Source organism: Telluria antibiotica (genome assembly GCF_011682055.1).
Classification (GTDB): Bacteria; Pseudomonadota; Gammaproteobacteria; order Burkholderiales; family Burkholderiaceae_D; genus Telluria; species Telluria antibiotica.
The window spans coordinates 130777-157146 of sequence record NZ_JAAQOM010000003.1 but is presented as its reverse complement, the minus strand read 5'-3'; the positions used below and the strand labels follow the sequence as shown (position 1 = coordinate 157146).

18 protein-coding genes and 1 tRNA gene are annotated in these 26370 nt (G+C 64.8%); 9 read left to right on the top strand and 10 right to left on the bottom strand.

Going from position 1 to position 26370, the window contains the following annotated elements:
• Positions 1–188: 188 nt before the first annotated feature.
• The 6 genes from HAV22_RS05980 to HAV22_RS05955 all read left to right on the top strand — a co-directional run bounded on the left by HAV22_RS05980 (position 189) and on the right by HAV22_RS05955 (position 5788).
• On the top strand, positions 189–1325 hold the full coding sequence (locus HAV22_RS05980) for a glycosyltransferase family 4 protein (RefSeq protein WP_166857575.1): 1137 nt from the start codon (positions 189–191) through the stop codon (positions 1323–1325).
• Between the two features lie 64 nt (positions 1326–1389).
• Entirely contained in the window at positions 1390–2313 is a 924-nt protein-coding gene (locus HAV22_RS05975) for a hypothetical protein (RefSeq protein WP_166857573.1), read from the top strand.
• 37 nt (positions 2314–2350) lie between these two features.
• Positions 2351–3811: an oligosaccharide flippase family protein gene (locus HAV22_RS05970; protein ID WP_166857571.1), complete on the top strand. Its 1461-nt coding sequence runs from the start codon at positions 2351–2353 to the stop codon at positions 3809–3811.
• Positions 3812–3856: 45 nt separating this feature from the next.
• Positions 3857–4108, top strand: a complete 252-nt coding sequence (locus HAV22_RS05965) for an acyl carrier protein (protein ID WP_166857569.1) — start codon at positions 3857–3859, stop codon at positions 4106–4108.
• Complete coding sequence (locus HAV22_RS05960) at positions 4105–4956, top strand: hydrolase 2, exosortase A system-associated (protein ID WP_166857567.1); 852 nt, start codon at positions 4105–4107, stop codon at positions 4954–4956. Before HAV22_RS05965 ends, HAV22_RS05960 begins: the two co-directional genes overlap by 4 nt.
• Positions 4946–5788, top strand: a complete 843-nt coding sequence (locus tag HAV22_RS05955) for a hydrolase 1, exosortase A system-associated (protein WP_166857565.1) — start codon at positions 4946–4948, stop codon at positions 5786–5788. Before HAV22_RS05960 ends, HAV22_RS05955 begins: the two co-directional genes overlap by 11 nt.
• Before the next feature lie 3 nt (positions 5789–5791).
• Here HAV22_RS05955 and HAV22_RS05950 read toward each other — a convergent pair whose 3' ends face one another.
• The 7 genes from HAV22_RS05950 to HAV22_RS05920 all read right to left on the bottom strand — a co-directional run bounded on the left by HAV22_RS05950 (position 5792) and on the right by HAV22_RS05920 (position 15309).
• Positions 5792–7237, bottom strand: a complete 1446-nt coding sequence (locus HAV22_RS05950) for a right-handed parallel beta-helix repeat-containing protein (RefSeq protein WP_166857563.1) — start codon at positions 7235–7237, stop codon at positions 5792–5794.
• Entirely contained in the window at positions 7234–8595 is a 1362-nt protein-coding gene (gene prsR / locus HAV22_RS05945) for a PEP-CTERM-box response regulator transcription factor (RefSeq protein ID WP_166857561.1), read from the bottom strand. The genes HAV22_RS05950 and prsR overlap by 4 nt, the downstream gene beginning before the upstream one ends.
• An 11-nt stretch (positions 8596–8606) precedes the next feature.
• Entirely contained in the window at positions 8607–10706 is a 2100-nt protein-coding gene (gene prsK / locus HAV22_RS05940) for an XrtA/PEP-CTERM system histidine kinase PrsK (RefSeq protein WP_166857559.1), read from the bottom strand.
• Positions 10707–10773: 67 nt separating this feature from the next.
• Positions 10774–12162: a TIGR03013 family XrtA/PEP-CTERM system glycosyltransferase gene (locus HAV22_RS05935; RefSeq protein ID WP_371869553.1), complete on the bottom strand. Its 1389-nt coding sequence runs from the start codon at positions 12160–12162 to the stop codon at positions 10774–10776.
• A 267-nt stretch (positions 12163–12429) separates the two neighbouring features.
• Positions 12430–13719: a nucleotide sugar dehydrogenase gene (locus tag HAV22_RS05930; RefSeq protein ID WP_166857555.1), complete on the bottom strand. Its 1290-nt coding sequence runs from the start codon at positions 13717–13719 to the stop codon at positions 12430–12432.
• A gap of 402 nt (positions 13720–14121) precedes the next feature.
• A complete protein-coding gene (locus tag HAV22_RS05925; protein ID WP_166857553.1) occupies positions 14122–15108 on the bottom strand; it encodes a glycosyltransferase family 2 protein in 987 nt (328 codons plus the stop codon).
• Positions 15109–15233: 125 nt separating this feature from the next.
• A tRNA-Arg gene (locus HAV22_RS05920) sits at positions 15234–15309 on the bottom strand.
• A gap of 181 nt (positions 15310–15490) precedes the next feature.
• Here HAV22_RS05920 and HAV22_RS05915 point away from each other — a divergent pair.
• The 3 genes from HAV22_RS05915 to HAV22_RS05905 all read left to right on the top strand — a co-directional run bounded on the left by HAV22_RS05915 (position 15491) and on the right by HAV22_RS05905 (position 19726).
• Complete coding sequence (locus HAV22_RS05915; protein WP_166857551.1) at positions 15491–16402, top strand: c-type cytochrome; 912 nt, start codon at positions 15491–15493, stop codon at positions 16400–16402.
• Positions 16403–16457: 55 nt separating this feature from the next.
• Entirely contained in the window at positions 16458–17624 is a 1167-nt protein-coding gene (locus HAV22_RS05910) for a right-handed parallel beta-helix repeat-containing protein (protein WP_166857549.1), read from the top strand.
• A gap of 659 nt (positions 17625–18283) precedes the next feature.
• Positions 18284–19726 (top strand): right-handed parallel beta-helix repeat-containing protein, encoded by a 1443-nt coding sequence (locus HAV22_RS05905; RefSeq protein WP_166857547.1) that lies wholly within the window; start codon positions 18284–18286, stop codon positions 19724–19726.
• 91 nt (positions 19727–19817) lie between these two features.
• On the opposite strand, the gene HAV22_RS05900 is transcribed toward HAV22_RS05905, so the two are convergent.
• The 3 genes from HAV22_RS05900 to HAV22_RS05890 form a co-directional block, all read right to left on the bottom strand.
• Positions 19818–21887 (bottom strand): M13 family metallopeptidase, encoded by a 2070-nt coding sequence (locus HAV22_RS05900; RefSeq protein WP_166857545.1) that lies wholly within the window; start codon positions 21885–21887, stop codon positions 19818–19820.
• 101 nt (positions 21888–21988) lie between these two features.
• Entirely contained in the window at positions 21989–24034 is a 2046-nt protein-coding gene (locus HAV22_RS05895) for a M13 family metallopeptidase (RefSeq protein WP_166857543.1), read from the bottom strand.
• A 102-nt stretch (positions 24035–24136) separates the two neighbouring features.
• Positions 24137–26344, bottom strand: a complete 2208-nt coding sequence (locus HAV22_RS05890) for a TonB-dependent receptor plug domain-containing protein (protein WP_229421106.1) — start codon at positions 26342–26344, stop codon at positions 24137–24139.
• Between the last annotated feature and the right edge of the window lie 26 nt (positions 26345–26370).

Here is a 26370-nt window from a genome sequence, read left to right as displayed (position 1 = left end):
TCGCTCGGAAATCAATCGTGTGACGGCACGGCCGATTCTTGCCTGAAAGCAAGTCATGCAACGTTGAGAAATGCCATTGTGCGAGGTGCGCACGATTACGTTGCACTGCAATATGCAGAATTCATGGCTGGGCTATAATTTGTGTCAATTATTGCAATTTTGCAACAAATACAGAGGACCACGTGACAATGTTGGGCAAGCCAGGCGTCGTATTTACCATGCGTTATCCGGACGATACGGGTTACGTATGGAATTTCACGGCCGCCGTGCGCGACCGGACCAGTGCCCACCTGCGCGACCGGGCCGACGTCTACATGGCATTTCCAAAACTGTCCGGCAATCCCAGCTACCAGCCGAAGCATCTGCAGCCGGTGGAGCTCGATTTTTACGACAATACGCCTCGAGGCCGCACCGCGATCGAACAATTCGTGCGCAGTCACAACGTCAAAGTGGTCGTGTTCATGAGCGCGTTTTCCTACACCGTATGCCTTGACCTGCTGCGCCGCCTGGGTGTGCGCACGCTCAACACGGAAAACAACGGTTTCGATCCACGCCGGCGCGACGGCGCGCTCAAGAAGACGGCGAAATACGTCGTGCGGCGTGTGTTGCGCCTGCAACAGCACGACCTGCACCTGGCGAATTCCGGCGCCCAGGAGACTTTTCTGCTGCGTTATCAGATGCTGCCGCGCGACAAGGTCGTGCTGATGCGCAACTCGGTCGACAGCGTCAAATACCAGCCCGGCGACCGGGCGGCCGCGCGCGCGCAGCTCGGGCTCGCCCCCGACCGCTTCTGGCTGCTCGCCGTGTCGCAGGCGCGGCCGGAAAAACGGCTCGAGCGCATCCTGCACGTCGTGCGCGAGGTCGTCGATGCCCGCCCGGACCGCCGCATCGGCTTCGTCTACGTGGGCGACGGCGAGCCGGCCGCGGCATGGAAGCGGGTGGCGACACAGCTCGGCCTGGACGACGCCTGCGTGTTCGCGGGCCGCCAGGACCACCTGGTGCCGTATTACCACGCCGCCGACCTGTTCGTGCACGCGGCCGAGCGCGAAAGCTTCGGCAACGCGATCGTCGAGGCGATGGCGAGCGGCCTGCCCGTCGTGGCGAGCGCCGCGCCGGGGCCGAAGGAATCCATCCTCGACGGCGAAACGGGCGCCGTCATCGGCCTGGACGATTTCGTCGGGTTCCGGCAGGCCGTGCTGCGCTATGTGGACAATCCGGAAATAACAAAAATGCATGGAAAGAACGCGCGTGCTCGCGTCGATACCGCATATAATGTTGTGCGTCAAAGCAAGGAGTTCGCCGCACACATCGAGCGGTTCTTGTGATTGCCCGACAAACACATCGCATCCATGCTTTGAATTCGATCAGCAGAAAAGGGAGTCCCGAGGAATGTCTTTAGTCGAGAGGGTGGTCCAGCGCGTCACGCGAGACTATTTCCGATGGCAGTACCAGAAAGTCGCGCGCCAGGTGCTGGATACCCGCCCCGTCGAGCGCGGCGACCTGCCCTTCACCTTGCTGTCGATGGTGCACCAGCGCGACGTCCATTCCTATCTGGTCGCGGTGAAGTCGTTCATCCATTTCCTGAACCCGTCCCGCATCGTCGTCGTGTGCGATCCGTCGATCGACGAGAACGACCGCGCGATCCTGAAACACCACCTGCCGCACGTCGAGCTGCGCGAAGCGGCCGAATTCACGCATCCCGACATTCCCCGTGGCGGCACGTGGGAACGCCTGTTCGCGATCTCCGGCTATGCGCTGGACAGCTACGTCATCCAGCTCGATGCCGACACGCTGACCATACAGCCGATCCCGGAAGTACTGCACGCCATCCAGACCGGCGCGGGCTTCGTGCTGGGCGAAATCCCCGACACGCCGATCCGCCCGCTGGACGCCGTGCGCGAGCACGCGCTGCCGAAGGTGAAGCCGGGTGCGCACGTCCAGACGCTGTCGGAAGCCGAGATGGCCAACGTCGGCCTGCCGAGCGATGCCCGCTACGTGCGCGGCTGTTCCGGCTTCACGGGCTTCCCGCCATCGGCGACGATGCGCGACAAGCTGCTCGACTTCTCGCGCCGCATGACGGCCAAGCTGGGCGAGGACTGGAAACGCTGGGGCACCGAGCAGGTGACCTCGAACTACCTGGTGGCGAACGCGTTCGCCACGACGTCGCTGCCGTTCCCGAAATACGGCACGCCCGACTGCGCCACGGCGGAGACGGCGTTCTTCCACTTCATCGGGCCGATGCGCTTCATTAACAACAAGTACAAGTCGACGTCGCGCGAGGCCATCCACCTGATCTCGAGCGCGCCGGCCTGATCGTCCCGCTCGTTTTTCTTTTCCCCACTGTGCTGTCATGGCAAATCTGCGTCGCTCGCTGATCATCAATTTTTTCTCGACGTCCGGCGCCAAGGTCCTGCAATTCATCGTCAGCATCCTGCTGGCCCGGATCCTGAGCCCGAGCGAGATCGGCATCTATTCGATGACGATCGTGTTCGTCAACTTTGCCCAGGTCTTCCGCGATTTCGGCGTTACCAACTACCTGCAGCGGGAACAGGACCTCGACAACGACAAGATCCGCTCGGCCACGGGCGTCGTGTTCACGACGTCGTGGATCATCGCGGCCGTCCTGTTCGGGGCCAGCGGCTGGCTCGGCACGTGGTTCAAGGAACCGGGCATCGTGCCGGTCATGCGCGTGCTCGCACTGGGCTTCGTGTTCATCCCGTTCGGTACCGTCACGGGCGCCCTGCTGCAGCGAAACTACGACGCGGAAAAGCAGGCGGTCGTGCACGCGGCCGGCACGATTTCGTTCTGCGCCAGCACCCTCATCCTCGGCAAAATGGGCTTCGGCGCCATGGCCATGGCCTACGGTAACCTGATCAACATCCTCGCCTGCGGGATCGCCTACATTCCGTTGCGTCCGAAAGGCATGCCGTGGATGCCGGGCCTGCGCCACTGGCGCAGCGTCGCGCATTTCGGCGTCGGCTCGCTGCTCTCGAACTGCGCCGTGGCGCTGAACAATTCGATTCCCGACATCCTGCTGGGCAAGCTCGGGACGGCGCGCCACGTCGGCCTGTTCAGCCGCGCCAATTCGACGGTGTCGATCTTCAGCTACGTGGCCGGTTCGACGATGAACTACGGCGCCATTCCGTACCTGTCGCAGACGTGGCACCGCGGCGAATCGCTGGCGCCGATCCTGTCCCGCTCCACCGTGCTGCTGACGGGTATTGGCTGGACGGCGCTGGCCCTGACGGCCGTGCTGGGCCAGGACATCGTCGTCGCGCTGTACGGCGTCAAGTGGCTCGAATGCGTGCCGGCGATCCTGCCGCTCGTGCTGGCGGCCGCCGCGGCGCTGGCCTTCAACTACATCCCGATGGCGGTGACGGCGATCGGGCGCCCTTACCTGAGCGCCTTTCCCGTCATCGTCACGCTGGGGACGCGCGTCCTGTTCGGCGTGCTGCTGTTCGACGGCAGCCTGAACGGATTTGCGTGGGCGCTGTTCTTTGCGACGCTCGCCAGCGCCCCCGTCACCGCGATCCAGCAAAGCCGCTATTTCGGCTTCACGACCGTCATGATGCTTCGCGCCGTGATGCCCAGCGCCCTCGTGGCGATCGGCACCGGCGCCGTCGCCTGGCTGCTCGCGCTGCTGCTACCGGCGGCCATCCCGCCGATGGCGCGCCTGCTCGTGCTCGCGCTGCCGCTGGCCGTGACCTGGTACCTGCTGCTGCGCGTCACCCGCCACGAACTGGTGGGCGAAGTGCACCGCCTCGCCGCGCCGCTGAAGGCCCGCCTGGCCCTGCTGCGTCCGAATGTATAATCGACCGCGCGCCGCAAGCGCGCGCTCACGAACCGAACGACCATCATGACGTATCTCGACGAAGTCAAAGCCACGCTGATCGACGTGCTGAGCCTGGGCGACGCCGGCCAGCGCCTGACCGCCGACTCCCCCCTGCTGGGCAGCCTGCCCGAACTCGATTCGATGGCCGTCGTCAGCCTGATCGGCGCCCTCGAAGAGCGCTTCGACATCGCCATCGACGATGACGACATCAGCGCCAGCACCTTCGAAACCCTCGGCAGCCTGGCCGATTTCGTGGCCGCGAAACGGGCCGAATGACCTCCGGGCCGGCTGAGGTGGACACGGAACCGTTCTTCCTCGGCAGCGGCGCGGATCAGCGCTTCTGCCTGTTCCACCGGCCGGCCGGCGCCTGCCGCGGCGCCGTCCTGTACGTCCCGCCGTTCGCCGAAGAACTCAACCGCAGTCGCCGCATGGCCGCCCTCGGCGCGCGGCGCCTGGCCGCGCACGGCTATGGCGTGCTGCAGATCGACCTGGCCGGCACGGGCGACAGCGCGGGCGACTTCGCCGACGCGCGCTGGGACCTGTGGAAGGACGACCTGGACACCGGCGCCGCCTGGCTGCGCGCGCGCATCGACGCGCCGCTCACGCTGTGGGGCCTGCGCCTGGGCGCGCTGCTCGCCCTCGACTACGCGCGCACGGCACAAGGCCCGCTCGCGCCGCTGCTGCTGTGGCAACCCGTCGCCAGCGGTTCGACTTACCTGACGCAGTTCCTGCGCCTGCGCACGGCCAACGCGATGCTGGGCGACGATCCTGCCGCGCAGACCGGCACGAAGGCGTTGCGCGCCGCGCTCCAGGCCGGCGAGACGCTGGAAATCGCCGGCTACGACCTCACGCCCGACCTGGCGCACGCGATCGACGCGCTGCCCCCGCCCGACACGATGGCGCCACCCGTGCCCGCGCACTGGTTCGAAGTGCTGGGCGCACCGAACCAGGCGCCGGGGCCGGCGGCCGCGCGCGTCAAGGCGGCGTGGGAAACGCAGGGCGCGGTGCTGCACGTGCACGCGGTGCAGGGTTTGCCGTTCTGGGCCACGACGGGCATCTCCACGTGCCCCGAACTGCTCGACGTGACGGCCGCCGTGCTGGAGGAGCGCACCCATGCCGTATGAAGAACGCGCGCTCGCCTTCGACTGCGGCGGCGCCACGCTCGTGGGCATCGCCAGCGTGCCGGCCGCGCCCGCACAGCGCGGCGTCCTGATCATCGTCGGCGGGCCGCAATACCGCGTCGGCAGCCACCGCCAGTTCGCCCTGCTCGCGCGCCACCTGGCCGCGCACGGCATCGCGGCGCTGCGCTTCGACGTCCGGGGCATGGGCGACAGCGACGGCGACGAACGGGATTTCGAAGCGATCCAGGACGACATCCGCGCCGCCGTCGACGCCTTCGCCACGGCCGTGCCGGACGTGCGCGAGATCGTGCTGTGGGGGCTGTGCGACGGCGCGTCGGCGGCTGCAATGTATGCGCCGGGCGACGCGCGCGTGCGCGGCCTCGTGCTGCTGAACCCCTGGGTGCGCACGGACGACGGCGTCGCGCGCACGACGTTGAAGCACCACTACCGCGACCGCCTGCGCGACCCGGAATTCTGGCGCAAGCTGGCGCGCGGCCGGTTCGACGTCGCCGGCTCGCTCAAATCGATGCTGGGCCTCGTGCGCGCGGCGTTCGCGCGCCGCCCTGCGGCCGACGGCGCCTCGGCCCCACTGCCCGAGCGCATGCGCCAGGGGCTGCACGCGTTCACGGGCCGCACCTTGCTCGTGATCGGCGGCGCCGACCTGACGGGACGCGAGTTCTGCGACGTGGCCGGGTCCACGCCAGCCTGGAAGCGCCTGGCGGCCGCGCCGCACGTCACGTGGCGCCGCCTCGACGACGCCGACCACACGTTCTCGCGCCGCGCCTGGCGCGACCAGGTGGCGTCATGGACCCACGAATGGGTCGTGTCGTGGTGACGCTCAAGGCGCCGCTGCGCAATCCTTGAAGCTGGCGAACGCCCCGTACACGGCAGGTGTCGCGCGGCGGGCGCCGCACAGGTCGAGCGCGTCGGCGGGCCGCTCGGTGGCATCGGACTCCTGACGCAGGGGTGGCCCGTCGCGCCAGGAAAAATCGCCCGCTTCCGGCGCGCGGAACAGGCCGCGCACGGGGTGATTCCCCAGGTAGGTGCGCCACAGCGGCAGCGCACGATTGTCGCCCAGGTGCACGATACCGCCCTCGCGGCTGCGCACCGGGCCGTCGACGAGGTTCCCGTCCACCACCGCGCTGCTCGTCGGATAGCGTACGTCGATGCCGGCCGTGTCGACCAGCGTGTTGTCGAGGATCTTGCTGCCGGCCGCGCTGTTCAGGTAGATGCCCACGTCGGAGCAACCGACGATCAGGTTCGCGCGCAGCACGCCGCCTTCCTGCTCCGTGATGCAGCGGCCGTCGCGGCAGAATTCGCCGCCGGTGCCGCCGCCGCCCAGCGACAGTCCGATGCGCTGTCCCGGCTCGCCCCGCAGATTCTGTTCGCACCACACGACGTTGCGCTCGAAGACGTTGTTCCTGCCGCCGCCCTTCACGAACGCGCCATAGCTGACGCCGTTGCCGTCGCGCTTGACGAAGTCGGTGATGAGGTTCGCGCGCAAGGTCCAGCCGCTGGCGGCGACGATGTCGACGGGCGTGACGGGTTTCGTCGTCGCGCGCACGTGCGTGGCGCCCAATGTCGTGTGCTCGATCAGGCCGTCGTCCGGGTAGCGGCCGGCGAAACCGTTGACCTTGATGTGCGCGTTGAAGTCGCGGATCGTGTTGTTGACGCTCTCGAAGTGATGACCGTCGCCCACGACGTGGAATGCATGCTCGCAGTAGTCATCGGCCGGGCACACCCCGAGGATGTCGAGGTTCTCGAAACGCCAGTACGGCGCGGCGACGACGAAGCCTTCGACCGTGGCCAGTTCGATGTGGACGGTGCCCGGCGTTGCTGCCCGCACGACGATGCGCGCGTCCGCGCGGCCCGGGCGCCCGACGGCGATGCCCTTGCCCTGGAATCGGTAGGTGCCCGGCGCCAGCGTGATGACGTCGCCCGGCGCCGCCTGGAGCAGCGCGGCGCGCAAGGCGTCCGCAGTGGCGACCTGGATGCCGTCGACGGCCTGTCCCGTCGGCCGCGCCTGCGCGCCGGCGTCGCGCGGCAGCTGCCGCGGCGGTGCGTCGCCAGTGCCGCGGTCGAGCGCCAGCAAGGTGGCGGCGACGCGCCGGCCGGTGCCGACGATCACGGGGTTATGGCCGCTGGTGCGCTTTTCGATGTAGGGCGCGAGCGTACGCGGCGCGACGCCCACGCGGTCGACGAGCGCCGGCAGCGCGGCGGCACCCACCACGGCGAGGATGCCGGCCGCCAGCAGGCTGCGGCGCGCCAGCCTGCGCACCGTCACGCGCTCGCCTTGATGCCGTGGCGTCCCATCAGGTCGTACAAGGTGGGCCGGCTGACGCCCAGCATCTCGGATGCCTTGACGATGTTCCCGTCCGTGCGCGCGAGCGCGCGGGCGATGGCCTTGTACTCGGCCTCGTCGCGCACCTGGCGCAGGTTCAGCGGCTCTTCCTCCACGACCGTGTCGGGCAGGCCCAGGTCGTCCGCGACGATGGTGTTGGCATCGGCCATGATGACGGCGCGCTTGATGCAGTTTTCCATCTCGCGCACGTTGCCGGGCCATTGGTACGCTTCGATCGCGGCCAGCGCGTCGGGCGAGAAGTGAAGCGACGCGCGCGACTCCTGCGCGCAGAACTTGTTCTTGAAATGGTGCGCGAGCAGCGCCGCATCGCCGTTTCTCTGGCGCAGCGGCGGGATCGTCACGACGATCTCCGACAGGCGGTAATACAAGTCTTCGCGGAAGCGGCCCTGCGCGCACAAGTCCTTCAGCTTCTGGTGCGTCGCGCAGACGATGCGCACGTCGACGGGGATCTCCTCGTGGCCGCCGACGCGCTCGATCACGCGCTCCTGCAAGAAGCGCAGCAGCTTGGCCTGCAGCGCCATCGGCAAGTCGCCCACCTCGTCGAGGAAGAACGTGCCGCCGTGCGCCAGTTCAACCTTGCCCTTGGTCTGCTTGGCGGCGCCCGTGAAGGCGCCCTTCTCGTAGCCGAACAATTCGCTCTCGAGCAGGTTCTCCGGAATGGCCGCGCAGTTGATGGCCATGAAGCGTTCCTTCGCGCGCGGCGACAGCGCGTGGATCGCGCGCGCCAGCACTTCCTTGCCGGTGCCGGACTCGCCCAGCAGCATCACGGACGCCGACGTCGGCGCCACCTTCTCGATGGTGCGGCAGACCTTCAGCATGCCCGGGTCGCGCGAGATCACGCCGGCCAGCGGCGAGTCGGCCTGCGACTGCTGCATGCGGCGGTTTTCCTGCTGCAGGTTGTGCAGGAAGAAGGCGCGCTGGATCACGAGGTTCAGCACTTCCGGATCGACGGGCTTCTGGTGGAAGTCGTAGGCGCCCATGCCGATCGCCTTGACGGCGTTCGCATGGTCCTGGTTGCCCGTCAGGACGATCACGCGCGTGTCCGGCGCGAGCGCCAGGATCTGCTGCAACGTGGCCAGGCCCTCGGTGGAGCCGTCCGGATCGGGCGGCAGGCCCAGGTCCATCGTGCAGACGGCCGGCTCGTGGCGGCGGATCTGCGCCAGCGCCGCCTCGCGGTCGCCGGCCACCGCGACGTCGTACGCGTCCAGGCTCCAGCGCAGCTGCTTCTGCAGGCCAGGATCGTCTTCGATGATCAACAGCTTGGGTTTTGGTGGGGTCATGGTGTCTTCTTTCAGGCGATCGTCGCTGCCGCGGCGACGCGGTGCAGTGGCAGGACGACCTTGAATGTTGTGCCGTGCGCGGGCTGGCTAGTGACCTCCAGCGCCCCGCCCAGTTCTGTAATGTACTCTCGACTCTCGAACACGCCAATGCCCATGCCGGCCGACTTGGTCGAATCGAACGGCTTGAACAAACGCTCGCGGATGAACTCCTCCGTCATGCCTTCACCCGTGTCCGTGATGTCGACCTCGACGGCGTCTCCGCGTCCTCCCGCCGGGCCCACGCGCACCATCACGTGGCCGTCGCGCGGCGTCGCCTCGATCGCGTTCTGGATCAGGTGGCCCAGCACGCGTTCGAGGCGCTCGCGGTCGGCCAGGACGAGCAGGCCGGCCTGTTCGACGAGCAGCTGCGGATGCGGTTCGAACGCGCTTTTCAGCGCCAGCGCCTGCCGCACGACGTCGTCCACGGCCAGCGGCTGCGGCTTGTCGGCATTCTCGCTGCGCGACAGCTTCTGCAGCAGCAGCTTCATCTTCTGCACCGAGTGGTTCAGCGTGTCCAGCATGTCGCGCTGGAATTCCGGATTGTCCTTGTGCTTTTCCGCGTTCGCGTTCATCAGCGACAGCTGGGCGACGAGGTTCTTCAAGTCGTGCACGACGAACGTCGACATGCGGTTGAACGACTCGAACTGGCGCGCCACCATCAGCGCGTTGGCGGCGTCCTGTTGCGCGAGATAACTGGCGGCCTGGCTGCCGGCGATTTCGAGCAGGTCGATGATTTCCCAATTCAGCTTCAGCGGGCTGCGCGCGCGCTGCAGCACGACGAAGCCGAACAGTTTTTCCTGCAGCATCAGCGGCACGACGAGCCAGCGGCGCGGCGCGTCCAGCAACCAGTCGGGCAGCGCGAGACCTTCGTATTTGTCGGGACGCTCGACGTATTCGTCGACGTCGATGACCCACTGCGTGCTTTCCAGGAAGCGGCAGAACGGCGTGTTGGCCGGTTCGGCCACGTGCATCTCGGACACCTGCCAGCCCGCCTGCACCGTGAAGCGCCCGCCCGCATCGCGCTGCCACAGCGTGCCGCCGGGGCTTTCGACGAGGGTGGCCAGCGCCTCGATCGCACGCTCGCCCAGGTTCGGGCCGCGCTCGGACAGCGTGCGCGTGAAGCGCATCCACTCTTCGCGGTAATCGTAGTTGTAGCGGAAGAAGTGCTTGCTGATCGAGACCTTCAGCCACGAACGCGCCGTGCCGGAAAACAGGATCACGGCCAGCAGCGAGATGGCGCCGAACAGGAAGCCCGTCTGCATCACCGTGCCCCAGCTGCCGCCGACGAAGCGCAGGTAGTAGCCGACCGACCCCATGGCCAGCAGGTAGATCGCGGAGCCGAACAGCGCGGCCGTATGGAACACGACGCGGCGTGACACGGCAAACGACGTCGTCCACGACTTGCGGCGCGTGATCGACAGCGCGACCAGCGGCACGGTCAATGCGTTGACGAAGCCCCGCGCCGTCCACAGGTCCGCACTCAGTTTGCGGAACAGCAGCGCGTTGCTGTACATGTAGAAGTCGTAGGCGAACAGGCCGCCGATGCCCAGGCAGGCGAACTTGATCGCCCAACGTTCCTCGATGGTCTTGTTGCGGTAGACCTGCTCGACGAGCAGCATGCCGCACACGGCCAGGCCGACGTAGCCGATCAACAGGGGCAGGCCGAGCGTGCGCAGCAGATCGCTGTTCCAGCGTGTGGCGCCGATGCCGGCCAGCAGCAGCAGGTAGACGCAGCCGGCCGCCAGCAGCGACGGGCGCGGCGCGCGGAAACGGCCGAGGATCATGCGGGCCGGCGTGCCGTCTTTCTCGTCCTGCCAGTGGCCCAGCAATGCGACGAGGAACAGCGACCAGGTGCCGTCGCGCAGCACTTCGAGAGCCGCCGTCGACGTGCTCCACATCACGTCGTGCGCAGCGTCGAGGCCGAGCGCCGCGGCCCAAACCGCCGTCGCCAGGCACGCCGCGCTCAGCGTGCCGCGCTGGGCACGGCCGTGCCAGCCCGACAGGACCGACAGGCCCAGTGCGAGGAAGCCGATGGCGGCCAGTGCGTAGCTGGAAGCAGCGATAGTGATCACGATACTGGGCAGGATTCGGTAGGCATCCGAGGCCGCCCGCCGGTCCTGCCGGCGGCCTCGGGGAACATCAGCGTCCGCTGCGGAACAGCACGACCTTCAGCGTATCGATCAGGATCAGCACGTCCAGGAACAGGCTGTTGTTCTTCACGTAGTACAGATCGTACTGCAGCTTTTGCAGCGCGTCCTCGGCCGACGAACCATAGCCGTAACGCACCTGTGCCCAGCCGGTGATGCCCGGCTTGACGCTGTGCCGCACGTTGTAATACGGGACCACTTCGATCAGCTGGTCGACGAAGTACTGGCGCTCCGGCCGCGGGCCGACGAACGACATGTCGCCCTTCAGCACGTTGAGCACCTGGGGCAGCTCGTCGATGCGCGTCTTGCGCATGAAGTTACCGACGCGCGTGATGCGCGGATCGTTCTGCTGCGCCCACTGGGGCTTGCCGCCCTTTTCCGCGTCCGTCCGCATGCTGCGGAACTTGTGGACGAAGAATGCCGCGCCATCCTTGCCGACGCGTTCCTGCGAATAGAACACGGGACCGCCGTCTTCCAGCTTGACGGCCAGCGCCGCCAGCAGCATCAGCGGCAAGGTCAGGATCATGATGATCATGCTGCAGATGATGTCGAAGCTGCGCTTCATGAACGTGCGCACGAAGCTCTGGTCGAAGCCGCCGCCGAACACGAGCCACGACGGCTGCAGCGAATCGACGCGGATCTGGCACGTCTCGCGCTCGAAGAACGTGGCGGCGTCCGTGACCTTGAAGCCTTGCAGCTTGCACTCGAGCAGGTCCTTGATGGGAAAGCCGCCACGGCGGTTCTGCACCGAGACGACGATTTCCTCGACGTTGTACTGGCGAGCCAGCGCGACGAGCGATTCACCCTCGCGCGACTTCAGGAGGCTCGTCGACGGCACGCACAGCTCTTCCGTCGGCGTCGGCACGAACCCGGCAATGTTATAGCGGTGATAGCTGGCGCTCTGCAGGGCCAGGTCGCAGCATTCCTTGGCCAGCGGACCGCTGCCCAGGAACAGGATGCGTGTTTCCAGGAAGCGCAGTTCGGACGACTTGAAGAACACCATGCGCGCCAGGAAGATGCCGCCGGCCGCTATGCCGAACACGAGCGCCATGATGCCACGCCCGAAATACAGGTCCGGCGCGACGTAGAACACGAGCGTCAGGATCAGGAAGCCCATCAGGAACGACGGCATGAGCTTCATGAAGAACGGATGGCGCAGGCCTTCGTTGAAGTCGAGCTGGTACATCCCCATCGCGCTCATGCTGAAGATGATTGCGGCGGTGAAGGCGATGGCGGATGTGAAGAAATGATCGAGATGACCGATGCTGGGCAGGCCGGCGTTCTGGCCCAATTCCATGAACCGTACCGCCGCGCCAATGTAGACCGCGCCGAGCAGTACCAGCACTTCGACGAACAACAGGACGAATACGATCTTCGACACATAGTGATTAGAAATCCTAAGCACAACTGCCTCCGGTGTAGCTGTTATTGCTGACTTTCACAACCAATAGCGCCATCGGGAGACGCACGGGCGTTCCCGAAAGTTTTTTACTCGAGGAAAGGTGATAAGGCCAAGAATAGCCAGGAACAGTCATTGTCATCATTGCATGCTAAACGGCAGGGCTCGGGGTCCAAGCGGCCTGCCCTCGGCACGACCCAGTGAATTGTCATGGCAACCGCGGCCGAAGCCGCGGATGCCCACGATACGTTACAGGCGCCAGACGCAGTAGCCGGCCTCGCGGATCCGGTTCGGATCGAACTGGGCCTTCACGTCGACGAAGCAGCCGCCGTCGTTCAGCTTGGCCTGGAAATCCGTCAGAGAACGGGCCAGCACTTCCTTGTGCGGCACCGCGACGATGAGGGCATCGGCCTTCGGCAGGGTGTCCCAGCCTAACAGCTTGATACCATACTCGTGTTGGGCTTCGTCCGCTTCGGCAACCGGATCGTGCACGTGCACTTCCACGCCGTACGACTGTAGCTCGTACACGATGTCGGCGACCTTGGAGTTGCGCAGGTCGGGGCAATTTTCCTTGAACGTCAGGCCGATCACGTTGACCTTCGAGCCCTTGACGGGGAAACCCGCCGAAATCATCGACTTGACGGTCTTTTCGGCAACGAACTTGGCCATGCCGTCGTTGATGCGGCGCCCCGCCAGGATCACTTGCGGGTGGTAGCCGATCATCTCGGCCTTGTGCGTCAGGTAGTACGGATCGACGCCGATGCAGTGCCCGCCCACGAGGCCCGGACGGAACGGCAGGAAATTCCATTTCGTGCCGGCGGCCTTGAGCACTTCCAGCGTGTCGATGCCGATCTTGTCGAAAATAATCGCCAGCTCGTTCATCAGCGCGATGTTCAGGTCGCGCTGCGTGTTCTCGATGACCTTGGCGGCTTCCGCGACCTTCAGGCTGGACGCGCGGTGCACGCCGGCCTTGACCACGGTCTCGTACATGGACGCCACGCGCTCCAGGGTTTCCGCGTCGTCGCCGGACACCACTTTCATGACGTTCGTCAGCGTGTGTTCCTTGTCGCCCGGGTTGATGCGTTCGGGCGAGAAGCCGACGTGGAAGCCGTCCATCCACTTCATGCCGGAGAATTTTTCCAGGACGGGAATGCAGACTTCCTCGGTCGCGCCCGGGTAGACGGTCGATTCATAGATCACGACCGCGCCGCGCTTCATGTGCTTGCCGACGGTCTCGCTGGCGCTGATCAGCGGCGCGAAATCGGGCACGTGCGCGATGTCGACGGGGGTCGGGACACCGATCAGGATGTAATCGGCCTGGGCCAGCGCGGCCGGGTCGGTCGTGACACTCAGGTGGCGCGCTGCGCGCAATTGTTCGGTCGACACCTCACCGGCGGGATCGACAAATTTCTTGTAGCTTTCGACCTTTGTCTCCGACAGATCGAACCCGATCGTCGGCCCGAGCTTGCCGAACTCGACAGCCAGCGGCAAACCCACATAACCCAATCCAACTACTGCGATGACCTCGTCTGGCTTCATATTGATTCCGTTCCGCATATTTGCTATTACGATAACTTTTGTTTAGCACGGAAACTTCTGCATGCTCGACAGGTGCGTCCCGTCTCGCTGACAACGGAACCTTATGTCATCAACAGGTGCAGAGCATCGTTCATGTCGAGGGGCAGGAAGCCAATCTTCACGAATGCTCACCGCCGTGCTGATGAGATAATAACATTATATCGATTACAAGTTAGCAATAAGACATACCGTGCGCATGAAACAAGCGCTCCGAGACAGCAGAATAAGTGGGCGCGGTCGAAAGTAGCAAGCACTACCTTATTCGGACACACCCGACTGTTGTAATCATGGTTATTGAACACTGGTGACTTGTCGTAATACTATGCTTTCCGGGTAGAACGAACCGTCTACCCATGTGGATAATCACCCGGGCTGGTGCTCGACGGCAAAGCCGGTCGGCGACAGCGCCGCAGGCTGGACGGCGCCGCCGCCGAGGTCCAGGAAAGCGGCCCGGCCCGCCTTGCTGCGCTCCCGGTTGGCGAGGATCGCAGGCTTGTCGATGCCGCGCAGCGAGCGGATCTTGCTCAGCTGCAGCTTGACGTCCGCCGCGTTCAGGCGCGCCAGTCCGTAGCCCAGGTGGGCGAACACGGACACCCATTCGCGGCCGAAGGAAAAATCCCCATTCGGGTTCGAGGCGCGCGCGATGACTTCGCGCCGGAAGGTTTCCCCGGACTCGAAGAATTTGCTGGGCGGGCGCTGCTCGCGGTCGTGATAGATGCGCGCCGCAGGCACGACGCCCAGCTTCAGCTTGTGGAACTGCAGGCGCTGCGTGTAATTGTCGTCCTCGCCGTAGTGGAAGAACGACGGGCTGAAGCCGCCTACCCGCTCGATGCATTCGCGCGTCATCAGCCATGCGGCGGCATTCACGAAGCCGACGTCGTACAACTCCCGCATGCGGCCAAGAAACAGGTCGGAATAGAGCCCCCGGCACTTGTGCGGGGCAATGTAATTAGAGAAGCCGTAGTCGAGGCCGTCGCCGGCGCCGTTCAGGTGCATCGGGCTGATGATGCCGCAGGCCGGATGCCGCGCGTGCGCCTCGACGAGCTTCGCGACGGCGTCCGGGGCTATCCACGCATCCTGGTTGAGCAGGAAGACGTAGTCGGCGCCGCGCTGGTACGCGCGTTCCATACCGATGTTGTTGGCCTTGCCGAAACCATGGTTCTTGCCCGTGCTCACGATCTCGACTTCCGGATACCCGGCCGCGATGCGCGCCAGCGTGTCGTCCTGCGAGCCGTTGTCGATCACGATCGTGTGCAGGGGCACGGTCGACTGGCGCAGGCTGGAAAAGCAAGGGGTCACCCAGCTGGCGCCGTTGTAGGTCACGATCAACACAAACACCTTCGCGCTCATCGTCGTCCTTTGAAGCAGTCAATCGGAAGCGAATGAACACTACCATGTGCAATCTGCATTGCAGCGCACAAACGGCAGTGACTTTGAGCGAAACGAAGAGAGGATGCCGAATCGGCAGGAAGGCATGGCGCGGCTGGCGGGGATCGAACCCACGACCCTTGGCTTCGGAGGCCAATACTCTATCCACTGAGCTACAGCCGCGCTGGTCGAAGTGATGCGAAGGATACAGTCTTTCCCGACCGACGTCTATGGGGAACCCTGCGCTTCGGCCGGAATTGCGTTTCCACCAAGTGTCTTTGGGTCTATAATCGCCCGGCGGCATTGCATTCAGATAAGCATCCGTAGGGCAGAAGCAGGTTTTTTTAATTGTATTAAGGAAATCATGAGCGACGCACAACACGAACACCACTCCTTCATTCGGACTCCCAAGCAACTGGTCATCGCAGTCGCTGGCTTCTTCCTCGTCATCGTCATCGGCATCATCCTCCTCGTGATCTTTGCCACCAATAAACCGCTCGGCGGCGCGGGTTCGGAAAGCCAGAGTGCGCAGGCCATTGCCGCGCGCGTGCGCCCCGTGGCCGAGGAAGGGTTTGCGTTCAAGGATGTGAACGCGCCCAAGGTCCTGCAATCGGGCCAAGCCGTATATAACGCCGTGTGCGTCGCCTGCCACGGCACGGGCGCCGCCGGCGCACCGAAGGCCGGCGATGCCGGTGCCTGGGCCGCACGCATCGCTCAGGGCTACGACACCCTCGTCCAGCACGCCGTGCAAGGCATTCGCGCGATGCCGCCCAAGGGCGGCAATGCGGATCTCGACAATATAGAAGTCGCCCGCGCCGTGGCTTATATGGCGAACCAGGCGGGCGCCAAGTTCAAGGAGCCGGAAGCACCGGCACCGGCGCAAGCCAATGCGGCGGCTCAATCCGCAGCCGCGGCACCTGCCGCTGCCGCAGCGGTCCCGGCCCCGGCGCCGGCCACCCCGGCCGCCACGCCAGGCACGCCGCCTGCCGCGGGCGCATTGGCAACCCCGGCCATCGCCGGTAACAGCGAAGCCGGCAAGACATTGTTCAATTCGACTTGCGCTGCCTGCCACGGCGCCGGCATCGCCGGTGCGCCCAAGGTCGGCGACAAGGCGGCCTGGGCGCCCCGCATCGCCCAGGGCACGAACACACTGTACGAACATGCGCTCAAGGGTTTCCAGGGCAAAACCGGTATGATGCCTCCCAAAGGTGGTTCCACGGCACCGGATGCCGACGTGAAGGCTGCAGTCGACTACATGGTGGCGGCAGCCAAATAAACGCCGACAAAACCGTCCCGCGGGACGGTTTTTTTTTATCAGATGAGGAATTGACGTGGCACAGACGTACACCCCCGCAACGCACAAGCCGGCCTCGGCGCTGGCTTGCCTGTCCCTTGCATCGATGCTGCTTGCCGCGGCCGGCAGCGCAGGAGCCGCCACGCTGTCCGTCGGACCGGGCAAGACCTACGTCGCGCCCTGCGCCGCGATCATGGCGGCCAAGGATGGCGACACCATCGAGATCGTCGGCGACTGGACCTACAGCGGCGACGTCTGCGCCATCACCCACAATAACCTGACCATCCGCGGCGTGCAGGGCCGCCCCGTCATCGACGCGGCCGGGCAGCAGCACGGCGGCAAGGGCATCTGGGTCGTCATCGGCAACAACATCACGGTCGAGAACGTCGAGATGCTGGGCGCCAAGGTACGGGATGGCAACGGCGCGGCGCTGCGTCTCGAGGGCACGAATTTCACCTTGCGCCGGGCGTTCATCCACGATAACGAGAACGGCATCCTGGCGAACCCCAACAAGAACAGCGACATCCTGATCGAGTACAGCGAATTCGGCCACAACGGCGGTGGCACGGGCCAGACGCACAACCTGTACATCGGCCAGGCGAAGAGCCTGACGTTCCGCTACAGCTACTCGCACGACGCCGTCATCGGCCATGACCTGAAGTCGCGTGCGACGACGAACATGATCGCGTACAACCGCTTCTCGAGCACGCCACCGGGCAAGCCCGGCAGCACCGCGAGCGGCAAACCGTCGTACGAGATCGACCTGCCGAACGGTGGCACCTCCTACATCATCGGCAACGTGATCGAGCAACCGGCGATCAACGACAATTCGAACATCGTCGCGTACGCCGAGGAAGGGCCGTCGAATCCGGGGCAGGATTTGTACGTCATCAATAACATCTTCTTGAACGATTTCACGAGCGGCATGTTCCTGATGATCAGCAACAAGGTCACGACACCCGCACTGATTCAAAACAATACGTTCGCCGGTCCCGGCACCGTGACGTCGCAGAGCAATGCCATCCTGAAAGACAACCATCGCATGGAAAAGGCGGGCTTCGTCGATCGCATGGGCCTGTCGCTGCGACCGCTCGTCAACGACGTCGTCCTGAAAGCGGGACCGGCGGCCGATCCATGGTCGAGCGGCGTCGACATGAAGGCGCCCGGAGCCAAGGGCCACGCGACAGAGTCGCACAGCCGCTGAGCCGGCCACGTCACCGACTTATCGCGAACACAGCTTTTTTGGCGTTCCTATCGAAGGCCGCGCGTGCGCGGCCTTTTTTATGTGTTGCGCGCACCGATTTCAACGCGTCCGGATGCGCCGCCGGCGCCTATTTATGCGAGTTAATTGCCCGTAATTACCGTGAAAACAACGTTTTGCCAGAAAATAGTTTCCAAGCCTGAACTTTTTCGGTAAATTCACTGAACGTGTTGGACGCGAGCAAAACTTTTTCTCAAAAAAGTTGCGGCATCCGCGCAACACCAACTTGATTTCGAAAAAAATTTTTTGTGGATAAGTCGTTAATTACCGCAAATTCAATATTGTCGGAGCGGCCACACCTGTTGTCATTCTTGCCTTGCCATATAATTTTTCGATGGAAATTAAATTCCATAGGGAAAAACCGAAAAAATGCGCGTCTGTGACATTTCCCCTTGTCACGAAGGCTAGAAAACCTGCTCACCGAAAGTACTTTATTGCCACTCAATTGCTCTAAACGGAACATTAATTAGCGTCTAATTACGCTTATTGTTCTGTTATTTCCTGTTACAACTCGTTACAAGCGGTCGATCTTAAACCTCGTATTCTGCAACTTTCCAGCAGGAACAACTGCTGACAAGCAACCCGATTACGAGGACATCGACATGCAACAACTGCGTAACATCGTTTCGAGCAACACCCAACTCTCCGCATCGCGTCTGGCTGCTGCCGTTCTGCTGGCATTCGCAGGTGTGGCCTCGGCTTCCGCAGCCACGCTGTCGGTCGGCCCCGGTAAGACCTACGCCAAGCCGTGCGCGGCAATCGCTGCCGCCGCGGATGGCGACACGATCGAAATCACCGGCAACACCACGTATAGCGGCGACGTCTGCTATATCTACCGCAACAACCTGACCATCCGCGGCGTCAACGGACGTCCGAAGATCGACGCTGCCGGCAAGAACGCCGCCGGCAAGGGCATCTGGGTCGTCGCCGGTAACAACCTGACCGTCGACAACGTCGAAATGTATGGCGCCAAAGTCGCCGACCGTAACGGTGCAGCGTTCCGCCTCGAAGGCACGAACTTCACGCTGCGTAATTCGTTCATCCACGACAACGAAGACGGTATCCTGGCCAACGCCAACACGAACAGCGACATCCTGATCGAGTACACGGAATTCGGCCACAACGGTTACGGCGACGGCCAGTCGCACAACCTGTACATCGGCCACGTGAAGAGCCTGACGTTCCGCTACAGCTTCTCGCACGACGCCAACGTCGGCCACAACCTGAAGTCGCGCGCCGACACCAACATGATCGCGTACAGCCGCTTCTCGAGCCTGAACCCGGGCGAAGTGGGCAGCACCGCCGCCGGCAAGCCGTCGTACGAGATCGACCTGCCGAACGCCGGTACCTCGTACCTGATCGGTAACGTGATCCAGCAACCGGCTTCGAACTCGAACTCGAACATGGTAGCCTACGGCGAAGAAGGTGCCGTCAACGTCGGCAGCGACCTGTACGTCGTCAACAACACGTTCCTGAACGACATGGGCAGCGGCGGTGCGTTCCTGTACATCAGCACCAAGGTCACGACCCCGGCCCTGATGCAGAACAACATCTTCGGCGGCGTGGGCGTCGTCAGCACGCAGTCGACGGCGATCGACAAGACCAACTACCGTTCCGCGGCCCCGGCCTTCGTGAACCGCGCCACGTACGACCTGCACCCGACCGGCGCGCTGATGATCGACACCGGTTCGGCACCGGGCACGTCCGCCAAGGGTGTGTCGCTGGCTCCGGTCGCACAGTACAAGGCAGTCGCTTCGGGCGAAGCACGTCCGGTGTCCGGCCAGTTCGACATCGGTGCGTACGAATCGAACGGCGCAAGCTCGACCACGACGACCACGACCACCACGACCACGGCAAAGTTCACGTACTGCGCCACCCAAGGCGGCACCTGCTCGTTCAGCGGCAAGCGTGAAGTCCGCTTCGGCACCACCACGGTCTACTACTCGAAGGTCGTGACCGGCCCGGTCGCCTGCAGCACCACCGTGTTCGGTGACCCGGCTCCCGGCCACGCCAAGTACTGCTACTACTCCAGCGTGACGCAGTAATGGTCCCGCCGACCCGGCGCCACGCGGTGCCGGGTCGATGCAACAAAAAAGGCCGCGAATCCGCGGCCTTTTGCTTTTCATACCGCCACGATCACCAGATGATCACGCGCTCCTGCGGGGCCAGGTACATCTTGTCGCCCTGCTTGACCTTGAAGGCGTCATAGAAGCCCGGCTGGTTGCGCAGCGTGCCGTTGGCGCGGAACTGGCCCGGCGAGTGCGGGTCAGTCTTCACCTGCTGGATCTGCTGCTGCTCGCGCATCTTCATGCGCCACACCTGGGCCCAGCCCATATACAGGCGCTGGTCGCCCGTGAGACCGTCGATCACCGGCGGCTTCTTGCCCTTCAGCGAGATCTTGTAGGCCTTGTAGGCAATGGCGAGACCCGAGTTGTCGGCGATGTTCTCGCCCAGCGTGAGTTCGCCGTTCACGTGGTAGCCCGGGATCGGTTCGAACTGGTTGTACTGGTTGACCAGCATCTTCGTCTTGGCTTCGAAGTTCTTGTGGTCGGCCGCGGTCCACCAGTCGCGCAGGTTGCCGTTGCCGTCGTACTGCGAGCCCTGGTCGTCGAAGCCGTGGCTGATCTCGTGGCCGATCACGGCGCCGATGCCGCCGTAGTTGACCGCGTCGTCCGCGTTGGCGTCGAAGAACGGCGGCTGCAGGATCGCGGCCGGGAACACGATCTCGTTCATCTCCGGGTTGTAGTACGCGTTGATGGTCTGCGGCGTCATGCCCCATTCGTCGCGGTCGATCGGCTTGCCGAGTTTATTCAGCTCGCGGTTGTATTCGACTTCGCGCGAACGCATCACGTTGCCCACCAGGTCGTCACGCGCGACGACGAGCGCCGAGTAGTCCTTCCACTTGTTCGGATAACCGATCTTCGGCGTGAACTTGGCCAGCTTGGCCTGCGCTTCCTTCTTGGTGGCCGGCGACATCCAGTCCAGCTTGTCGATGCTCTGCTTGTAGGCCGCCAGCAGGTTCTTCACCAGCGCTTCCATGCGCGCCTTGCGCTCCGGCGGGAAGTACTCGGCCACGTACAGCTTGCCCAGCGACTCGCCCTGCGAGCGCTCGATCGCGCCCACGCCACGCTTCCAGCGCGGCTCGATTTCCTTCACGCCCGACAGCGTCTTGCCGTAGAAGTCGAAGCGCTCGTCGACGAAGGCCTTGTTCAGGTAGCTGGCGTAGGCGTCGACCAGGTGCATCGACAGGTAGGCCTTCCACACGTCGATCGGCGTGTTGTTCGCGACCTGCATGAAGCTCTTCAGGTAGGTCGGCTGGCCGACGATCACGTACGTGACCTTGCCCGACAGGTTGGCCGCATCGAGCCAGGGCTTCCAGTCGAAGCCCGGCGCCAGCGTGCCCAGGTCGGCCAGGTTGACCTTGTTGTACGCTTTGATCGGGTCGCGCAGCTCGACCTTCGTCCACTGCACCTTGGCGATCTCGGTCTCGAAATCGACGATGGCCTTGGCGTTGGCGGCGGCGTTCTTGTCGCCCGCCATCGACAGCATGTGCTCGACGTAGGTCTGGTACTTGGCTTTCGCGGCGGCCAGCTTGGCGTCGTCCGTCTTCAGGTAGTAGTCGCGGTCGGGCATGCCCAGGCCGCCCTGGCCGATGTCGGCGACGTACTTGGTCGAATCCTTGTTGTCCTGGTGGATGCCGAAATCGAACGGCACGTTCACGCCGATCTTGCCCAGGTGCGCCAGCAGCGCGGGCAGCTCGGCCTTGTCCTTGACGGCCGCGATCTTCGCCAGCTCGCCGTTCAGCGGCGCGATGCCCAGCTGCTCCAGCTTCGCTTCGTCCATGAAGCTGGCGTAGTAGTCGCCGATGCGCTGGGCGTCGGTGCCCTTGGCCGCGTTGCTGCCCGCGGCCTTCTCGATGATGCCGCGCAGCTGCGGCAGCGTGTCGTCGCGCAGCTTGGCGAACGAGCCCCAGCTCGACTTGTCGGCCGGGATCTCGACCGTCTTCAGCCACTTGCCGTTCAGGTGCTCGTAGAAATCGTCCTGCGGGCGCACGGATGGGTCGATGTATTCGGTGGCGATGCCGGCCGCCAGCGTCTGGCCCTTCTTGATGGCCGTGCTTTTCGCGGCCGCGGCGCCTTCCGCCGCATGGCCGGCATTGACGAGCAGCGCCATGGTCAGCGTGCTCAACAAATAGTGCTTCTTCATCTCTTCATCTCCCTCGGGTTGTTATGGGTAGGATGGTGGCTGACGGGGATACCGCCTTCCGGGATTATCGCTGATGGCGATGCTTTTTTGTTACGAAATCGTTACCAGATCGTGACCCGCTGCGCCGGCGCCAGGTACATCCTGTCGCCTTCCTTCACGCCGAACGCCTCGTAGAACGCGGCCTGGTTGCGCAGCGTGCCGTTCGCGCGGAACTGGCCCGGCGAATGCGGGTCGGTCTTCACCTGCACGATCTGCTGGGCTTCGCGCATCTTCGAGCGCCAGACCTGGCCGAAGCCCATGAAGAAGCGCTGGTCGCCCGTGAGGCCGTCGATGACGGGAGCAGGCTGGCCGTGCAGCGAGATCTTGTAGGCTTTATAGGCGATCGCCAGGCCGGCGTTGTCGCCGATGTTCTCGCCCAGCGTGAGCGCACCGTTCACGTGATAGCCGGGGATCGGTTCGAACGCGTCGTACTGCTTCACGAGCATGTCGGTCTTGGCCTTGAAGCGTGCCTGGTCGTCGGCCGTCCACCAGTTGCGCAGGTTGCCGTCGCCGTCCGACTGGCTGCCCTTGTCGTCGAAGCCGTGGCCGACCTCGTGGCCGATCACGGCGCCGATCGCGCCGTAGTTCGCGGCGTCGTCCGCGTTCGCGTCGAAGAACGGCGGCTGCAGGATCGCGGCCGGGAACACGATCTCGTTCATCCGGGCGTTGTAGTAGGCGTTCACCGTCTGCGGCGTCATGCTCCACTCGTCGCGGTCGATCGGCTTGCCCAGCTTGTCGATGTTGCGGTTGTACGCGAAGACGGCGGCGCGTTCCACGTTGCCCACCAGGTCGTCCCGCTTGATCGTCAAACGCGCATAGTCGCGCCACTTGACCGGGTAGCCGATCTTCGGCGTGAACTTGGCCAGCTTGGCCTGCGCTTCCTTCTTCGTCTCCGCGCCCATCCAGTCGAGATGATCGATCGATTCGCGGTAGGCGGCCAGCACGTTCGCAACCAGCTCCTCCATGCGCGCCTTGCGCGCCGGCGGGAAATACTTCGCGACGTATTCGCGGCCCAGCGCCTCGCCCAGCGCGCCTTCAACGACGGACACGCCGATCTTCCAGCGCGGGCGGTTCACGTCCACACCGGTCAGCGTCCTGCCGTAGAAATCGAAGTTCTCGTCGACGAAGGCCTTCGACAGGTACGGCGCGTATTCGCGCAGCAGCTGCCACTGGAAATAAGCCTTGACGGTCTCGAGGTCGGTGTCGGCGAGGATGCGGTCCAGGCCCTGCAGGTAGCTCGGCTGGCCCACGATCACGTAGTCGATCTTGTTCGCCACGCCGGCGGCGGCCAGCGCCGCCTTCCAGTCGTAGCCCGGCGTCAGCGCGGCCAGCTGGGCCACGTCCATCTTGTTGTAGTTCCGGACCGGGTCGCGCAGTTCGACCTTCGTCCACTGCGCCTTCGCCAGTGCCGTCTCGAACGCGACGATCGCCCGCGCCTGCGCGTCGGCATCCTTGTCGCCGGCGAGCGCCAGGATGCGCGCGACGTGCCGTTCGTACTTCGCCTTCGTGGCGGCCATGCGCGCATCGTCGGCCTTCAGATAGTAGTCGCGGTCCGGCATGCCGAGGCCGCCCTGGCGGATGTACGTGGCGTACTTCGTCGATTCTTTCGCGTCCTGCGCGACGCCGATGCCGTACGGCGTCGCGACGCCGATCTTCGCGAGGTGCGCGACGAGGTCGGGCACGCCCTTCCTGTCCTTCAGCGTGCGGATGCGGGCCAGCTCGCCCGCGAGCGGCTTGTAGCCCAGCGTCTCGAGCTTCTTCTCGTCCATGAAGCTCGTGTACAGGTCCGCGATCTTCTGCGTGTCGGTGCCGGCTTTCCCGTGCGGGTCCTTCTGGTCGGCTTCGATGATGCCGAGCAGTTGCGGCTGCGTGTCCTCGCGCAGCTGCATGAACGTGCCCCAGCTCGCGCGGTCGGACGGGATGGCCGTCGTCTTGAGCCATTTGCCGTTCAGGTAAGTGAAGAAATCGTCCTGCGCGCGCACGTCCGGGTCGATGTACTGCGTGTCGATGCCGGAACGGTCGGCGGTGACGGCGTTGTCCGCGGCGCCGGCGGATACGCAGGCGGCCAGCAGGGACAGGGTCAAGGTGCTGAGAAGATGACGGTTCACGAAAGTCCTCGGTCGTACGGGTAGCGGCTTGTGGCCAGCGGCGAATGTAACACAGGGGGTCACGCGATCCCGGCGCCGTCCGGGACGCGTGTGATGTATCCGCTACATCTTCATTTCGTAGCGGATGCCGATCGTGGTATAGGTCCGGGTCGCCGTCGCCGCGCTTTGCACGAGCGTGCCCGTGTCGACGCTGCGCGCGCTGTCGTAGACGCGCGGATCGACGTTGTTGGCGGACAGGCGCAGCTGCGCGCCCGCATTCAGCTTGACCAGGCCGTAGACGTCGAACTGGCGCTTCATGCCCGTGTACGCGGTCTCGTTGGCGGTGGTCTGCACGAGCGTCGCCGGGGTCCAGTTCAAGCCGCCGCCCACCGTCAGCGGCACGCCCTTCAGGCGCCAGTCCGCGCCCACGTTGGCCGTCTGCTTCGGCTGCTGGTCGAGGCGGTTGTTCGGACCGGGGATGCCGTCGACGCTCGACCAGTAACGGCTGTAGTTCGAGCGCACGTCGACGTTCGGCGCACTAGGATAGACATCCGTGAGCGGGAACTTCGCTTCCAGCTCGAGGCCTGCCGTTCTGGCCTTGCCGATGTTGATGGGCGTGGACACCCAGCGCGGCCCGGACGCCGTCTGCGCCAGCATCGTTGTGCGGCGCTGCAGGTCGTCGATGTTGCGCGCGAACGCGCTCGCGGACAGGATGCCGCTTCTACCGACGTAATGCTCGTACGCGACGTCGATACCGGTCGCCAGTTCCGGCTTCAGGTGCGGATTGCCCGTGCGGTCCGGGCGCGTCGCGTCGTTGTACGTGGAGATCGTCGGCACGGCGATCAAGTCGTTCAGCGCCGGCGCCTTGTAGCTGCGTGTGACGCTCGCGCGTACCTGGTCTTTATCATGTTCGGGAATGCGCCACACGCCGTGCAGCACGGGGCTCCAGACCTTCGACAGGTTCCGTATCTCGCCGCGCCCCGCGGCCGTCTGGTCGCTCGTGATGCGGATACCTTCCCAGCGCAGGCCCAGATAGGTCGAGAACTGCGGCGTGACGTCCCACTCGTCCTGCGCGAACGCGGCGATGCGGCGCGAATCGGCCGTGAGCGAGGCGCCGCCATCGTCGAACAGCGCGGCGGAATCGCCTGCCGCCACGTGCTCCTGGCTGCGGTGGCCGCCCTCGATCTCCCAGCCCGCCGCGAACAGATGGCCTTTACCCATGGGGCGCGTGTACTTGCCGCCCGTGTTCAGGCTGCCGTCGCGCGTGCTGTCGGCATCGACGTAGCGCTTCAGCGGCGCGGCCGCGGCGTCGTAGGTGTTGCGCACGACGTCGCTGCTGCTCCTGCCGCCGGCGAAGCCGAATTTCACTTCCAGCCGCGCGCCGCCATCCATGCGGTGCAGCCAGTTGCCGAAGCCGCGCAGGAACGTCGCGCGACTCGTCGAGTCGGAACGCTGGTGCGCATACTCCGGCGCGACGGTGCCGATGGGCTGGTCGAGCAGGCTGTCGCCGCCGCTGCGGTTGCGGTTCGCGATCAGGAAAGGTTGAAACGTCAGCGTGTCGCCGTTCGTGAACTTGTAGGCGAACCGCGGCGTGAGGAACAGCGAGTCGTTGACGCCGCCCCCTTCGTCGTGGATGCGTTGCTCGCGCTGCACCGTGCCATCGTGCAGGGTGTCCAGGTTCACCGTGTCGCTGTCGTTGTGCTGGCGCGCCTGGTTGACGGCGCCCGTCAGGTTCCACGTCAGTGCGCCCTGCTGCCCCGGCACGACGACGCCCACGTTCACGCCGTGGCGGCCCTCCTCGATGCTGTCCGCGACGCGCAGTTGCACGTCCTTCTGGCGATACCCCTCGCGCAGGACGATGTTGATGGTGCCGGCGATCGCCTGCGTGCTGTGCTCCGCCACGGGTCCGCGCATCACTTCGATGCGCTCGACCTGGTCGGGCGCCAGCGCCTCCAGCGAAAAACCCGGCGGCGGACGCTCGCCGTTGACGAGCATCTGCGTATAGCCATTCCCCAGGCCGCGCATGCGCACCCCGCCGCCGCCCCGTCCCGGCGGCCCGCCGAGGGTCACGCCCGGCAGGCGCTTGAGAACTTCGCTGATGCTCGTGTCGCCGTTGCGGTCGAGCTCCTCGCGCCCGAACACCATCCTGGCCGCGGTCGACAGGCGACGCGTCTCGGTGTCGTCGGCGCGCGTGCCGTTCACGTTCACTTGCTGGATCTTGTCCGCGGTGGCGGATTCGGTGGCTGGGGGGAGGTTTTGGCCGGACTCGGCCGATGCGTGTCCCGCCGTGCCCAGCAGAGCCAGGCAGGCGATCGGGATCAGTTTACTCATGACTATCGTTGGCGTTGCTGCTTAGA

Coding starts and splice junctions, on each gene's coding strand:
- HAV22_RS05980 (WP_166857575.1), top strand. CDS start 189: ATGTTGGGCAAGCCAGGCGTCGTATTTACCATGCGTTATCCGGACGAT.
- HAV22_RS05975 (WP_166857573.1), top strand. CDS start 1,390: ATGTCTTTAGTCGAGAGGGTGGTCCAGCGCGTCACGCGAGACTATTTC.
- HAV22_RS05970 (WP_166857571.1), top strand. CDS start 2,351: ATGGCAAATCTGCGTCGCTCGCTGATCATCAATTTTTTCTCGACGTCC.
- HAV22_RS05965 (WP_166857569.1), top strand. CDS start 3,857: ATGACGTATCTCGACGAAGTCAAAGCCACGCTGATCGACGTGCTGAGC.
- HAV22_RS05960 (WP_166857567.1), top strand. CDS start 4,105: ATGACCTCCGGGCCGGCTGAGGTGGACACGGAACCGTTCTTCCTCGGC.
- HAV22_RS05955 (WP_166857565.1), top strand. CDS start 4,946: ATGCCGTATGAAGAACGCGCGCTCGCCTTCGACTGCGGCGGCGCCACG.
- prsR (WP_166857561.1), bottom strand. CDS start 8,595: ATGACCCCACCAAAACCCAAGCTGTTGATCATCGAAGACGATCCTGGC.
- HAV22_RS05930 (WP_166857555.1), bottom strand. CDS start 13,719: ATGAAGCCAGACGAGGTCATCGCAGTAGTTGGATTGGGTTATGTGGGT.
- HAV22_RS05925 (WP_166857553.1), bottom strand. CDS start 15,108: ATGAGCGCGAAGGTGTTTGTGTTGATCGTGACCTACAACGGCGCCAGC.
- HAV22_RS05915 (WP_166857551.1), top strand. CDS start 15,491: ATGAGCGACGCACAACACGAACACCACTCCTTCATTCGGACTCCCAAG.
- HAV22_RS05905 (WP_166857547.1), top strand. CDS start 18,284: ATGCAACAACTGCGTAACATCGTTTCGAGCAACACCCAACTCTCCGCA.
- HAV22_RS05900 (WP_166857545.1), bottom strand. CDS start 21,887: ATGAAGAAGCACTATTTGTTGAGCACGCTGACCATGGCGCTGCTCGTC.
- HAV22_RS05890 (WP_229421106.1), bottom strand. CDS start 26,344: ATGAGTAAACTGATCCCGATCGCCTGCCTGGCTCTGCTGGGCACGGCG.